Source organism: Pseudomonas sp. Mb7 (assembly GCF_054790525.1).
In genome coordinates, this window is record NZ_CP186501.1 from 6,130,172 (window position 1) to 6,144,230 (window position 14,059).

General features: G+C 60.3%; 9 protein-coding genes. 7 read left to right on the top strand and 2 right to left on the bottom strand.

The features are described from left to right. Nucleotide 1: 1 nt before the first annotated feature. From aroK to hemE, 6 genes are all read left to right on the top strand, one after another. The gene (gene aroK / locus ACOYXH_RS27785) at nt 2–520 is read left to right on the top strand and encodes a shikimate kinase AroK (protein ID WP_011332081.1); all 519 of its coding nucleotides are present in this window, start codon (nt 2–4) and stop codon (nt 518–520) included. Between the two features lie 152 nt (nt 521–672). After that, nucleotides 673–1,773, top strand: coding sequence for a 3-dehydroquinate synthase (aroB, locus tag ACOYXH_RS27790; protein ID WP_093430081.1), 1,101 nt, complete (start codon nt 673–675; stop codon nt 1,771–1,773). A gap of 10 nt (nt 1,774–1,783) precedes the next feature. Further along, complete coding sequence (locus ACOYXH_RS27795; RefSeq protein ID WP_095047209.1) at nt 1,784–3,373, top strand: AAA family ATPase; 1,590 nt, start codon at nt 1,784–1,786, stop codon at nt 3,371–3,373. 349 nt (nt 3,374–3,722) lie between these two features. Then, on the top strand, nt 3,723–8,168 hold the full coding sequence (gene gltB, locus ACOYXH_RS27800; RefSeq protein ID WP_258709125.1) for a glutamate synthase large subunit: 4,446 nt from the start codon (nt 3,723–3,725) through the stop codon (nt 8,166–8,168). 33 nt (nt 8,169–8,201) lie between these two features. Next, nucleotides 8,202–9,620, top strand: coding sequence for an FAD-dependent oxidoreductase (locus tag ACOYXH_RS27805; RefSeq protein WP_007909438.1), 1,419 nt, complete (start codon nt 8,202–8,204; stop codon nt 9,618–9,620). Between the two features lie 247 nt (nt 9,621–9,867). Next, a complete protein-coding gene (gene hemE, locus ACOYXH_RS27810) occupies nt 9,868–10,935 on the top strand; it encodes a uroporphyrinogen decarboxylase (RefSeq protein ID WP_008077242.1) in 1,068 nt (355 codons plus the stop codon). Between the two features lie 178 nt (nt 10,936–11,113). Here hemE and ACOYXH_RS27815 read toward each other — a convergent pair whose 3' ends face one another. Continuing rightward, on the bottom strand, nt 11,114–12,388 hold the full coding sequence (locus ACOYXH_RS27815; RefSeq protein WP_095047211.1) for an MFS transporter: 1,275 nt from the start codon (nt 12,386–12,388) through the stop codon (nt 11,114–11,116). A 118-nt stretch (nt 12,389–12,506) separates the two neighbouring features. Here ACOYXH_RS27815 and ACOYXH_RS27820 point away from each other — a divergent pair, with 118 nt between their 5' ends. Beyond that, entirely contained in the window at nt 12,507–13,409 is a 903-nt protein-coding gene (locus tag ACOYXH_RS27820) for a LysR family transcriptional regulator (RefSeq protein WP_099757784.1), read from the top strand. A gap of 104 nt (nt 13,410–13,513) precedes the next feature. Here ACOYXH_RS27820 and ACOYXH_RS27825 read toward each other — a convergent pair whose 3' ends face one another. Next, on the bottom strand, nt 13,514–13,951 hold the full coding sequence (locus ACOYXH_RS27825; protein WP_095120715.1) for an excinuclease: 438 nt from the start codon (nt 13,949–13,951) through the stop codon (nt 13,514–13,516). Nucleotides 13,952–14,059: the final 108 nt, after the last annotated feature.

Here is a 14,059-nt window from a genome sequence, read left to right on the forward strand (position 1 = left end):
TGTGCGAAATTTGATTCTTGTAGGACCGATGGGTGCTGGCAAAAGCACCATCGGCCGGTTACTGGCCAAAGAGCTGCGCCTGCCGTTCAAAGATTCCGACAAGGAAATTGAATTGCGCACGGGCGCCAATATCCCGTGGATCTTCGACAAGGAAGGCGAACCCGGCTTTCGTGACCGTGAGCAGGCGATGATCGCCGAGCTGTGCGCGTTCGATGGCGTGGTGTTGGCGACCGGCGGTGGCGCAGTCATGCGCGATGCCAATCGCAAGGCCCTGCATGAGGGTGGGCGAGTGGTGTATCTGCACGCCTCTGTGGAGCAGCAGGTCGGCCGCACGTCGCGCGATCGCAACCGGCCGTTGCTGCGTACTGCCAATCCGGAAAAAACCCTGCGTGACCTGCTGGCGATCCGCGATCCGCTTTATCGGGAAATTGCCGATCTGGTGGTGGAAACCGACGAGCGGCCGCCACGTATGGTGGTGCTCGACATTCTCGATCGTCTGGCGCAGCTTCCTCCCCGTTAAAGCAGCGCTCGAAATGCGCTATCCTCGGCGTCCTGTCACAGTCCGCCGAGGTTGTGGCGGATGGCGTGCAAGCGGCGTCATACCCGCTATAGGCCGCAGATAACCAATAATTCAGGGCAGGACGCCTGCTTCCATCTTCACTGTGGGGACACATGCAGACACTCAAGGTCGATCTAGGCGAGCGCAGCTACCCGATTCATATTGGCGAAGGTTTGTTGGATCAGCCCGAGCTGCTGGCTCCGCATATCCATGGGCGGCAGGTGGCAATCATCTCCAACGAGACCGTTGCGCCGCTCTATCTTGAACGTCTGACCCGCAGCCTGGCGCAGTTCTCGGTGATCTCCGTGGTGTTGCCGGACGGCGAAGCCTTCAAGAACTGGGAAACCCTGCAACTGATCTTCGACGGTCTGCTGACTGCCCGTCATGACCGCCGTACCACCGTGATCGCTCTTGGCGGCGGTGTGATCGGTGACATGGCCGGTTTTGCCGCTGCCTGTTACCAGCGCGGCGTCGACTTCATCCAAATTCCGACGACATTGCTGTCCCAGGTCGATTCTTCGGTGGGCGGCAAGACCGGTATCAACCATCCACTAGGCAAGAACATGGTTGGCGCGTTCTACCAGCCGAACGTGGTGCTGATCGATACGGCGTCCCTGAAAACCCTGCCAGAGCGCGAACTGTCTGCCGGTCTGGCCGAAGTCATCAAGTACGGGCTGATCTGCGACGAGCCGTTCCTGACCTGGCTCGAAGAAAACGTCGATGCCCTGCGCGCGCTGGACCAGAAAGCCCTGACTTACGCGATCGAGCGCTCTTGCGCGGCCAAGGCTGCGGTGGTTGGCGCCGATGAGAAAGAAACCGGCGTACGTGCCACGCTCAACCTCGGCCACACTTTCGGCCACGCCATCGAAACCCACATGGGCTATGGTGTCTGGTTGCACGGGGAAGCGGTCGCGGCTGGCACCGTGATGGCGCTGGAGATGTCCGCGCGTCTGGGCTGGATCAGTGACGAGGAGCGTGATCGCGGTATTCGTCTGTTCCAGCGCGCCGGCTTGCCAGTGGTGCCGCCGACTGAAATGACCGAAGCCGATTTTCTTCAACACATGGCAATCGACAAAAAAGTGATCGACGGTCGTCTGCGCCTGGTGCTGCTGCGCCGGATGGGCGAAGCGGTAGTGACCGACGATTATCCGAAAGAGGTTCTACAGGCCACGCTGGGAGCGGATTACCGCGCCCTGGCTCAGCTTAAAGGTTGAAAAGATTCCAATGACTAGTTTGCATGCCGACGAGGCGTTCCTCGGCCATTTCCAGTTAAGTCACGACCCGTTCGCGCCACGCGTGCCGGGCTTCAAGTTCTTCCCGGCTCAGCGCAAACCGGTGCTGGGTCAACTGCATCATCTGGCGCGTTACAGCCAGTTGCTGCTGGTGGTCACCGGCCCGCAAGGCAGCGGCAAGACGTTGCTGCGTCAGGCGCTGGTCGCCAGCACCAACAAGCAGTCGGTGCAGAGCGTGGTGGTTTCCGCCCGTGGCGCCGGTGATGCTGCCGGTGTGTTGCGCCAGGTGGCGCAGGCGCTGAACGTCGCTCAGGCCGAAGTTGGCGCGATTCTGGATCAAGTGGTGCAACTCGCACTGACCGGCCAGGAAGTCTATCTGTTGGTGGACGACGCTGAGCAGCTCGACGAGTCCGCTCTCGAAGCGCTGATGGCGCTGGGTGCCGGCGCACCGGAAGGTCGCCCGCATGTGTTCCTGTTCGGTGAATCGTCGCTGATCGCTCAGCTCGAGGCTTTGCACCTTGAGGAGGAGCGTTTCCACGTCATCGAGCTGCAGCCGTACACCGAAGAAGAGACCCGCGAATATCTCGACCAACGGCTCGAAGGTGCGGGCCGGGGTGTCGAACTTTTCAGCGCAGATCAGATCTCTGATATTCACGAAAGTGCCGAGGGTTGGCCGGGCAACATCAACCAGGTCGCTCGCGATGCTCTGATCGAAGTCATGATTGCCAGCCGCTCTGCGGTCAAGCGTCCAAGTATGGGGTTCAACATGCCGAAGAAACACGTATTGGCGATTTCCGCCGTCGTTGTGGTCGCGGTCGCCGCCGCCTGGTTGATGCCGGGTCGCAATAAGGCGCCAACCACCGGCGCTCCTGCCAATGAACAGGCACAGTTGCCATTGGGGCAGGGTGCCAATGGCGGCGCACCGAACGTCGAGTTCGCCGGCAATACGCAACCGATGCCGTTGCCGCTGGTCGGTAACTCCCAGCCGGTCATGCGCGGCCCGCTGGCTGAAGCCGCTGGCGGTATTACCGAAGGCGACGACGGTGTGCCTCTGGAAGGCTCCAGCGCCACACCGCCAACCGTGACCACTTCGGCGCCACCGGCAGGTGTTCCCGCAGGTCCTGCGCCGACACCGGTGCCAGTTCCGGCGGCCAAACCGACTCCTGCGCCAACACAAGTCGCCACCGCCAAGCCTGCTCCGGCAGCGCCAGCGACGAAACCGGCTCCAGCGCCGGCCAAGCCCGTCGCCGCGACGAAACCGGCCGAGAAGCCTGTGACCGTCGCCAAAGCCGCCGGTGGCAGCTGGTATGCCGGTCAGCCGACCGGTAATTACGTGGTGCAGATCCTCGGCACCAGCTCTGAAGCGGCAGCGCAAAACTTCGTCAAAGAGCAGGGCGGCGAGTACCGTTATTTCAAGAAAGTCCTCAACGGCAAACCGCTTTACGTGATCACCTACGGCAACTTCGCCAATCGTGATGCAGCCGTTTCTGCCATCAAGGCCTTGCCAGCGAAGGTTCAGGCTGGTAAACCTTGGCCTCGCACTGTCGCCAGCGTCCAACAGGAACTGGCAACAACTCGCTGAAGATTCGGCGGCCTTACCCAGGCCGCCTCTCCAAGCACCTCAAAATTTCTACGAGTGCGCGCTTCCTTCCAGGTCGCGTGCCTTGTGGTGTCTGCGTCACAGTAGTCTTTGAGTCGTTGCGGTCAAAATTAAAAAAGTTTTGACTAGCACAGCAGATCGCTTTAAACCTTTCACAAATGCGACATGAATTTGCGACATTTCGTCGTCAAATTTGTGAGCCTCTGTGTCGCTGTGTACAATGACCACCCTTTTGCCCCCGCGAAGCCGGCGTACGTTCGGCGCAGGATGCAAGTGGTTGAATTGAAAAGAAATTTGCCTCGAAAAGAGGCAGCCTGGTGAGAAAGTGTCTATGAAAGCAGGTCTGTACCAACCAGATGAATTCAAGGATAACTGCGGTTTCGGCCTGATAGCCCATATGCAGGGCGAGCCCAGTCATACCCTTTTGCAAACGGCCATTGAGGCCCTGACCTGCATGACCCACCGCGGTGGGATTAATGCCGACGGCAAGACCGGTGACGGTTGCGGTCTGCTGATTCAAAGACCTGATGCGTTCCTGCGCGCCATTGCCCAGGAAACCTTCAGCGTCGAGCTGCCCAAGCAATACGCGGTGGGCATGGTCTTCTTCAACCAGGATCCGGCCAAGGCCGAAGCCGCTCGCGAGAACATGAACCGCGAGATCCTCGCTGAAGGCCTGCAACTGATCGGCTGGCGCAAAGTGCCGATCGACACCAGTGTCCTCGGCCGCCTGGCCCTTGAGCGCCTGCCGCAGATCGAGCAGGTGTACATCGGCGGCGAAGGCCTGAGCGATCAGGACATGGCCGTGAAGCTGTTCAGTGCGCGTCGTCGTTCGTCGGTGGCCAACGCGGTCGACTCCGACCACTACATCTGCAGCTTTTCGCACAAGACCATCATCTATAAAGGCCTGATGATGCCGGCCGATCTGGCCGCATTTTATCCAGACCTGAGTGACGAGCGCCTGCAAACCGCGATCTGCGTGTTCCACCAGCGCTTCTCCACCAACACCCTGCCGAAATGGCCGCTGGCCCAGCCATTCCGCTTCCTCGCCCACAACGGCGAGATCAACACCATTACCGGTAACCGTAACTGGGCGCAGGCCCGTCGGACCAAGTTCACCAACGATCTGATGGATCTGGAAGAACTCGGCCCGCTGGTCAACCGTGTCGGTTCCGACTCCTCGAGCATGGACAACATGCTCGAGCTGATGGTCACCGGTGGCATCGACCTGTTCCGTGGCGTGCGGATGATCATTCCGCCTGCGTGGCAGAACGTCGAAACCATGGACCCGGATCTGCGTGCGTTCTACGAGTACAACTCGATGCACATGGAACCGTGGGACGGCCCGGCCGGCGTGGTCATGACCGATGGTCGTTACGCAGTGTGCCTGCTCGACCGTAACGGTCTGCGCCCGGCGCGCTGGGTCACTACCACCAACGGCTTCATCACCGTTGCGTCGGAAATCGGCGTCTGGAACTACCAGCCGGAAGACGTGATCGCCAAGGGCCGTGTCGGTCCGGGGCAGATCCTCGCCGTGGACACCGAAACCGGGCAGATCCTCGATACCGATGCGATCGACAACCGTCTGAAATCCCGTCATCCGTACAAGCAATGGCTGCGCAAGAATGCCCTGCGCATTCAGGCGACCATGGAAGACAACGATCACGGTTCGGCTTTTTACGACGTCGATCAGCTCAAGCAATACATGAAGATGTATCAGGTCACGTTCGAAGAGCGCGATCAGGTACTGCGTCCGCTCGGCGAGCAAGGCTACGAAGCCGTGGGTTCGATGGGCGATGACACGCCGATGGCCGTGCTCTCGCAGCGTGTGCGCACGCCGTACGACTATTTCCGCCAGCAGTTCGCGCAGGTCACCAACCCGCCGATCGACCCGCTGCGTGAAGCGATCGTGATGTCGCTGGAAATCTGCCTCGGTGCCGAGCGCAACATTTTCCAGGAGTCGCCGGAACACGCTTCGCGCGTGATCCTCAGCTCGCCGGTGATTTCGCCGGCCAAGTGGCGCTCGCTGATGAACCTCGACCGCCCGGGTTTCGAACGGGCGATCATCGACCTCAACTACGACGAAAGCGTTGGCCTCGAAGCGGCGATCCGCAACGTTGCCGATCAGGCTGAAGAAGCCGTGCGCGGCGGGCGGACCCAGATCGTTCTGAGCGACCGCCATATTGCCCCGGGCAAACTGCCGATCCACGCATCCTTGGCGACCGGTGCCGTGCACCATCGTCTGACCGAAAAAGGCCTGCGTTGCGATTCCAACATCCTGGTTGAAACCGCAACCGCGCGCGATCCGCATCACTTTGCGGTGCTGATCGGCTTCGGCGCCTCGGCGGTCTATCCGTTCCTGGCTTATGAAGTGCTGGGCGACTTGATCCGTACCGGTGAAGTGCTGGGCGACCTCTATGAGGTGTTCAAGAACTACCGTAAGGGCATCACCAAAGGTCTGCTGAAGATCCTGTCGAAGATGGGCATCTCGACCATCGCCTCGTATCGTGGTGCGCAGTTGTTCGAAGCCATCGGCCTGTCCGAAGAAGTGTGCGAGCTGAGCTTCCGTGGCGTGCCGAGCCGCATCAAGGGTGCGCGTTTCGTCGACATCGAAGCCGAGCAGAAAGCGCTGGCCACCGAAGCCTGGAGTCCGCGCAAGCCGATCCAGCAGGGCGGTCTGCTGAAGTTCGTCCACGGTGGCGAATATCACGCGTACAACCCGGACGTGGTCAACACCCTGCAAGCCGCCGTGCAGCAGGGCGACTACGCCAAGTTCAAGGAGTACACCTCGCTGGTGGACAACCGTCCGGTGTCGATGATCCGCGACCTGTTCAAGGTCAAGACCCTCGACAAGCCGCTGGACATCAGTGAAATCGAGCCGCTGGAATCGGTGCTCAAGCGCTTCGACTCCGCTGGTATCTCGCTGGGCGCCTTGTCGCCGGAAGCTCACGAAGCCCTGGCCGAAGCCATGAACCGTCTCGGTGCGCGTTCTAACTCCGGCGAAGGTGGTGAAGATCCGGCGCGTTACGGCACCATCAAGAGCTCGAAAATCAAGCAAGTCGCGACTGGCCGTTTCGGCGTGACCCCGGAATACCTGGTCAACGCCGAAGTACTGCAGATCAAGGTTGCTCAGGGCGCCAAGCCGGGCGAGGGCGGGCAACTGCCGGGCGGTAAAGTGAACGGTTTGATCGCCAAGCTGCGTTACGCAGTGCCGGGCGTGACCCTGATTTCGCCGCCGCCGCACCACGACATCTATTCGATCGAAGACTTGTCGCAGCTGATTTTTGACCTGAAGCAGGTCAACCCGAAAGCACTGGTTTCGGTCAAATTGGTAGCCGAAGCAGGCGTCGGCACCATCGCCGCCGGTGTGGCCAAGGCCTATGCGGACTTGATCACCATCTCCGGCTACGACGGTGGCACCGGTGCTTCGCCGCTGACCTCGATCAAATACGCAGGCGCTCCGTGGGAACTCGGTCTCGCCGAAACCCACCAGACCCTGCGCGGCAACGACCTGCGCGGCAAAGTCCGGGTGCAGACCGACGGTGGCCTGAAAACCGGCCTCGACGTGATCAAGGCAGCGATCCTCGGCGCCGAAAGCTTCGGCTTCGGTACTGCGCCGATGATCGCGCTGGGCTGCAAATACCTGCGCATCTGCCACCTGAACAACTGCGCCACCGGCGTCGCGACTCAGAACGAGAAGCTGCGCAAGGATCACTACATCGGTACCGTCGACATGGTGGTGAATTTCTTCACCTACGTCGCCGAGGAAACCCGTGAGTGGCTGGCCAAGCTCGGCGTACGCTCCCTCGAAGAGTTGATCGGTCGCACCGATCTGCTGGAAATCCTCGAAGGCCAGACCGCCAAGCAAAACCATCTGGATCTGACGCCGCTGTTGGGCAGCGATCACATTCCGGCAGACAAGCCACAGTTCTGCGGCGTTGAGCGCAACCCGCCGTTCGACCAGGGCCTGCTGGCCGAGAAAATGGTCGAGATGGCGTCGTCGGCGATCAACGACATGAGCGGCGCCGAGTTCGATCTGGATATCTGCAACTGCGACCGTTCGATCGGCGCGCGGATCTCCGGCGAAATCGCCCGCAAGCATGGTAACCAAGGGATGGCGAAAGCGCCGATCACCTTCCGCTTCAAGGGCACGGCGGGTCAGAGCTTCGGCGTGTGGAACGCCGGCGGTCTGAACATGTACCTCGAAGGTGACGCCAACGACTACGTCGGCAAAGGCATGACCGGTGGCAAGCTGACCATCGTGCCGCCGAAGGGCAGCGTTTACAAAACTCAGGAAAGCGCCATCATCGGCAACACCTGCCTGTATGGCGCGACCGGCGGCAAGTTGTTCGCCGCCGGCACCGCAGGCGAGCGTTTCGCCGTGCGCAACTCCGGTGCCCACACGGTTGTGGAAGGCACTGGCGATCACTGCTGTGAGTACATGACCGGTGGTTTTGTCTGCGTTCTGGGCAAGACCGGTTACAACTTCGGCTCTGGCATGACCGGTGGTTTCGCCTACGTGCTCGACCAGGACAACACCTTCGTTGACCGGGTCAACCACGAACTGGTGGAAATCCAGCGGATCAGCGGCGAGGCGATGGAAGCCTATCGCAGCCACCTGCAAAACGTGCTGAACGAGTACGTCGCGGAAACCGACAGCGAGTGGGGTCGTGAACTCGCTGAAAACCTCGATGACTACCTGCGCCGTTTCTGGCTGGTCAAGCCTAAGGCTGCCAACCTGAAGTCGTTGCTTTCCAGCACTCGTGCCAACCCGCAGTGATATGCGCCTGAAGAGTTTGATGAGGTTTTAACAATGGCTGAACGTCTGAATAACGACTTCCAGTTCATCGATGTCGGGCGCAAAGATCCGAAGAAGAAACTGTTGCGTCAACGCAAAAAAGAGTTCGTCGAAATCTACGAACCGTTCAAACCCCAGCAGTCGGCCGATCAGGCCCACCGCTGCCTGGGTTGCGGCAACCCGTATTGCGAATGGAAGTGCCCGGTGCACAACTTCATTCCCAACTGGCTGAAGCTGGTGGCCGAGGGCAACATCCTCCAGGCCGCCGAACTGTCGCACCAGACCAACACCTTGCCGGAAGTCTGCGGCCGGGTGTGCCCGCAGGATCGTCTGTGCGAGGGTGCCTGCACCCTTAACGACGGTTTCGGCGCGGTGACCATCGGTTCGGTCGAGAAGTACATCACCGACACCGCGTTCGCCATGGGCTGGCGCCCGGACATGTCCAAGGTCAAGCCGACCGGTAAACGTGTCGCCATCATCGGTGCGGGCCCGGCGGGCCTGGGTTGTGCCGACGTGCTGGTACGCGGCGGCGTGACCCCGGTGGTGTTCGACAAGAACCCGGAAATCGGTGGTTTGCTGACCTTCGGCATTCCTGAGTTCAAGCTGGAAAAGACCGTGCTGAGCAATCGTCGCGAAGTCTTCACCGGCATGGGCATCGAGTTCCGTCTGAATACCGAAGTCGGCAAAGACGTGACCATGGAACAACTGCTCGCCGAATACGATGCGGTGTTCATGGGCATGGGCACCTACACCTACATGAAGGGCGGTTTTGCCGGTGAGGATCTGCCGGGCGTGTATGACGCGCTGGACTTCCTGATCGCCAACGTCAATCGCAACCTGGGCTTTGAAAAGTCGCCGGAAGATTTCGTCGACATGAAAGGCAAGAAGGTTGTGGTGCTCGGCGGCGGCGACACGGCGATGGACTGCAACCGCACGTCGATCCGTCAGGGCGCCAAGTCGGTGACCTGCGCTTATCGTCGTGACGAAGCGAACATGCCCGGCTCGCGCAAAGAGGTGAAGAACGCCAAGGAAGAAGGCGTGAAATTCCTCTACAACCGCCAGCCGATCGCCATCGTCGGCGAAGACAAGGTTGAAGGCGTGAAAGTGGTCGAGACCCGTCTCGGCGAACCGGACGCCCGTGGCCGTCGCAGCCCAGAGCCGATCCCGGGTTCCGAAGAGATCATCCCGGCTGATGCCGTGGTCATCGCCTTCGGTTTCCGCCCGAGCCCGGCGCCGTGGTTCGAACAGTTCGAGATCCAGACCGACAGCCAGGGCCGCGTTGTTGCGCCTGAGCAAGGTCAGTACAAGCACCAGACCAGCAATCCGAAAATCTTCGCCGGTGGCGACATGGTGCGCGGTTCCGACCTGGTGGTGACGGCAATCTTCGAAGGCCGCAATGCTGCCGAAGGGATCCTCGATTACCTGGGCGTCTAAACCCGTCTAGCTGACTGCAATGCAATACCTGTGGGAGCTGGCTTGCCAGCGATAGCATCACCTCGGTCAATCTGACAAAACGAGGTGTCTGCATCGCTGGCAAGCCAGCTCCCACAGTGCGTTGTGTTGCTGCAAAATCAGCATTCCAACGCAATAAATTGACCCGATAGACAAAAGGCTGACCTGCATCCGTGCCTTTTGCGTCGCGCTCTGAGAAAATGCCCGCACTTTTTTTCCGGATGCCGACATGACTGCCCTGAAGAACGACCGTTTCCTCCGCGCCCTGCTCAAGCAACCCGTTGACGTCACCCCGGTGTGGATGATGCGCCAGGCCGGCCGCTACCTGCCGGAATACCGCGCCAGCCGCGCCCAGGCCGGTGATTTCATGAGCCTGTGCATGAATCCGGAATTCGCCTGCGAAGTCACGATGCAACCGCTCGACCGCTATCCACAACTGGACGCGGCGATTCTGTTTTCCGACATCCTCACCATCCCCGATGCCATGGGCCAGGGCCTGTACTTCGAGACCGGTGAAGGTCCGCGCTTCAAGAAAGTCGTCAGCACCCTCGCTGACATCGAAGCCTTGCCAATCCCTGATCCGCACAAAGACCTCGGCTATGTGATGGACGCAGTCAGCACCATCCGTCGCGAGCTGAACGGCCGTGTGCCGTTGATCGGTTTCTCCGGCAGCCCGTGGACCCTGGCGACCTACATGGTTGAAGGCGGTTCGTCGAAAGACTTCCGCAAGACCAAGGCGATGCTCTACGACAACCCGCAAGCCATGCACCTGCTGCTGGATAAACTGGCGCAGTCGGTGACCTCATACCTTAACGGTCAGATCATGGCCGGCGCGCAAGCGGTGCAGATCTTCGACACCTGGGGCGGTAACCTGTCGGCGGCGGCGTATCAGGAGTTCTCGCTGGCCTACATGAAGAAGATCGTCAGCGGCCTGATCCGCGAGCACGACGGTCGCAAAGTGCCGGTGATCCTCTTCACCAAGAACGGCGGCCTGTGGCTGGAAAGCATCGCCGAGGCGGGTGCCGACGCCCTGGGCCTGGACTGGACCTGCGACATCGGCAACGCCCGCGCCCGTGTCGGCGACAAGGTTGCGCTGCAAGGCAACATGGACCCGACCGTGCTTTACGCAAAACCGGAAGCGATCCGCACTGAAGTCGGGCGCATTCTGGCCAGCTATGGCAAGGGCAGTGGCCATGTTTTCAACCTCGGTCACGGCATCACGCCTGAGGTTGATCCGGAACATGCCGGTGCGTTCCTGCGCGCGGTGCATGAGCTGTCGGCGCAGTATCACGAGTGATCGCCACACCATAAAAAACGCCCGGCTAAATGCCGGGCGTTTTTGTTTCCACGATTCAACGTCGTACGCAGATCAATTGTAGGAGTGAGCCTGCTCGCGATAGCGGTGAGCCAGTCGCCCAATATGTTGGCTGACACACCGCTATCGCGAGCAGGCTCACTCCTACATGGGTTGCGCTTCAGGCTTTGACACCGCTGAGTGGCGGCAACTTCGCCAGTTTCAACGCCACCAACAGCGCGATCAGCAACAGCGCACCAATAAACAAACCAATCCCGTTCCAGCCTCCGAGATGCCAGAACACCCCGCCCGCCGTGCCGGCAATGCTCGACCCGGCGTAATAACTGAACAGGTACAACGACGACGCCTGGCCCTTGGCCTTGGTCGCGCGTCGACCGATCCAGCTACTTGCCACCGAGTGCGCACCAAAGAAACCAAAGGTGAAAATCAACATGCCGACAATCACCAGTAACAGTGGCGTAAACATCGTCAAGGCAAGGCCGGCGAACATCAGCGCAATGGTCGCCCACAACACTTTGCGTCGCCCCAGTTTGTCTGCCAGCGAGCCAATTTTCGCCGAGCTGTAGATCCCCGACAGATACACCACCGACAGCAAGCCCACGAACACCTGATCAAGGTTGTACGGTGCGGCCAGCAAGCGATAACCGATGTAGTTGAACAGCGTGACAAACGCGCCCATCAACACGAACGCTTCAAGAAACAGCAGCGGCAGACCGGCATCGCGAAAGTGCATGGTGAAGCCGTCGAGCAGACTGCGCGGGTGCAGCGAGCGTGAACGGAAGTTGCGCGACTCGGGAAGGATCTTCCAGAACACCGCTGCGGCAATCATCGCCAGACCGCCAATCACCAGCATCGCCGTGTGCCAGCTGACAAAATCGATCAGCACGCCGGTGATCAAGCGCCCGCTCATCCCGCCAATGGCGTTGCCACCGATGTACAAACCCATCGCCAGACCGATGTGTTGCGGATGGATCTCTTCACTCAGATAGGTCATTGCCACCGCTGCCAGCCCACTCAACGACAGCCCGATCAGCGCGCGCATGATCAGCACGCCTTCCCAACTCGGCATCATCGCACTGGCCATGGTGCACAGCGCTGCTGCGAACAGAGCGGTCACCATCACCGGTTTGCGCCCAACCCGATCGGAAATCGGCCCGGTGATCAGCAGGCCGATGGCGAGCATGCCGGTCGCCACCGAGAGGATCAGGCTGCTCTGCGCGGCGTTGATTCCGTACTCGTGGGACAACAGCGGCATCATCGGCTGCACGCAATACAGCAGGGCAAACGTCGCAAAACCGCCGCTGAACAGCGCCAGCACCGTGCGCATGAACATCGGCGTGCCTTTTTCGATGTAGATCTCTTGCAGCTCGGCGACGACATCGTCCGCAGCGGCGGGCGGGACTTCATGGGCAAGGGGCGCGACAGCAGTTTTCACTTCAGACCTCGGAGGGCACGGCCAGGCAGGCAATGAAAAAATCATATAGCTGGCTAATGTTTCTATCCAATATATTGTTCGACCTGTTTGATAGCTTTAACGACCTAATGAGGTTTCCATGGAATTGCGTCATCTGCGCTACTTCATCGCCGTTGCCGAAGAGCTGCATTTTGGCCGCGCCGCACAAGTGCTGGGGATTTCTCAGCCACCACTGAGCCAGCAGATTCAGGCGCTGGAGCAAGAGGTTGGCGCGCGTCTGTTCGAGCGCACCAATCGTCGGGTCGAGTTGAGTGAGGCCGGGCGGTTGTTTCTGGAGGAGGCGCGGCTGGTGCTGGCGCAGGTCGATAAAGCAGCAGACGTCGCCCGGCGTGCGCAGCTCGGTGAACTGGGCGAGTTGAAGATTGGTTTCACCTCTTCGGCGCCGTTCAATTCGACCATTCCCCAGGCGATCTTTGCCTTTCGTCAGCGTTTTCCGGCGGTGCACCTCAACCTTCGCGAGATGAGCAGCACGCAAGTCGCCGAGGGGTTGGTGGATGAATCAATCGAGGTCGGCATCATGCGCCCGCTGGGCCTGCCGGATTCGCTGAGTGTGGTGGAGTTGATGCGTGAGCCGCTGGTCGCCGTGCTCGGTTCCAAGCATCCGTTGGCGCAAGGCAGTGAAGAAGGGCTGTTCCTCTCGGCGCTGGCGCTGGAGCCGTTCGTGTTCTTTCCGCGCAGTTACGGCAGCGGGCTGTATGCGCAATTGCTGAGTCTGGCGCGCGATGCCGGGTTCAGCCCGCACTTCGCCCAAGAGGCGGGGGAGGCGATGACCATCATCGGTCTGGTCGCAGCAGGGCTTGGAGTTTCGGTGCTGCCGGCGTCTTATCAGCGGATGCGTATCGACGGCGTGGTCTATCGCCCGTTGCTCGATCCGGAGGCGGTGTCGGCGGTGTGGCTGGTGCAGCGCAAGGATCAGAAATCGCCGATGGCCAAAGCATTTGTCGACCTTCTTACGCGCAAGGTCGAACCTTCAAAGGCGTGATTGCTGCGCAATCAAATCGCGAGCAGGCTCGCTCCCACAGGGGAACGCATTCCAAGGTGGGAGCGAGCCTGCTCGCGAAGGCGTCCGCTCAAGCACCACCCAATTCAGGGCAACCGCACCAAATCCCCCTTCAACGCCACCCGCGTGACGAAAATCCCCGCCCGGCACTCGTAGGTATTCAAGTCCTTGCGCACATGCTGGTCGTAGTAACTGACGATATTCACCACCGCATTCGCTCCCACCCGCTTGGCATCAGCCTGCAACTTGATCAGATTCGACTGCAACACCCACTCGCAGGAGTTGTGGTCACTCTTGTTGAAGCCATTGGTCTTCAAATCACTGACCACCCCCCGGCGCAGTAACTGCTGAGTGCCCTGCGGCCCATTGCCGAGCAGATAGAACTTCACACTGCCATCCAGCCGTCCGGCGCGAATCGCGTCCGACAGCACGGTTTCGAAGGGCATGTACATCAGATTGGTGGCGTGGCTGGCGCTGGGCAGTAGCGCGAAAAGCGCAGCGGCGATCAGGGCTTTCACTTGCATGGTCATCTCCTTGACTGTGAAAGAGAACCGCGAGTGCAGGGCTGATAGGCTCGCCGTTCCATCAGGCGCGGTGCGACGGCCTGTCCGGACGAGTGTAGAGCTGAAATG

Coding starts and splice junctions, on each gene's coding strand:
- aroB (WP_093430081.1), top strand. CDS start 673: ATGCAGACACTCAAGGTCGATCTAGGCGAGCGCAGCTACCCGATTCAT.
- ACOYXH_RS27795 (WP_095047209.1), top strand. CDS start 1,784: ATGACTAGTTTGCATGCCGACGAGGCGTTCCTCGGCCATTTCCAGTTA.
- gltB (WP_258709125.1), top strand. CDS start 3,723: ATGAAAGCAGGTCTGTACCAACCAGATGAATTCAAGGATAACTGCGGT.
- ACOYXH_RS27805 (WP_007909438.1), top strand. CDS start 8,202: ATGGCTGAACGTCTGAATAACGACTTCCAGTTCATCGATGTCGGGCGC.
- hemE (WP_008077242.1), top strand. CDS start 9,868: ATGACTGCCCTGAAGAACGACCGTTTCCTCCGCGCCCTGCTCAAGCAA.
- ACOYXH_RS27820 (WP_099757784.1), top strand. CDS start 12,507: ATGGAATTGCGTCATCTGCGCTACTTCATCGCCGTTGCCGAAGAGCTG.
- ACOYXH_RS27825 (WP_095120715.1), bottom strand. CDS start 13,951: ATGCAAGTGAAAGCCCTGATCGCCGCTGCGCTTTTCGCGCTACTGCCC.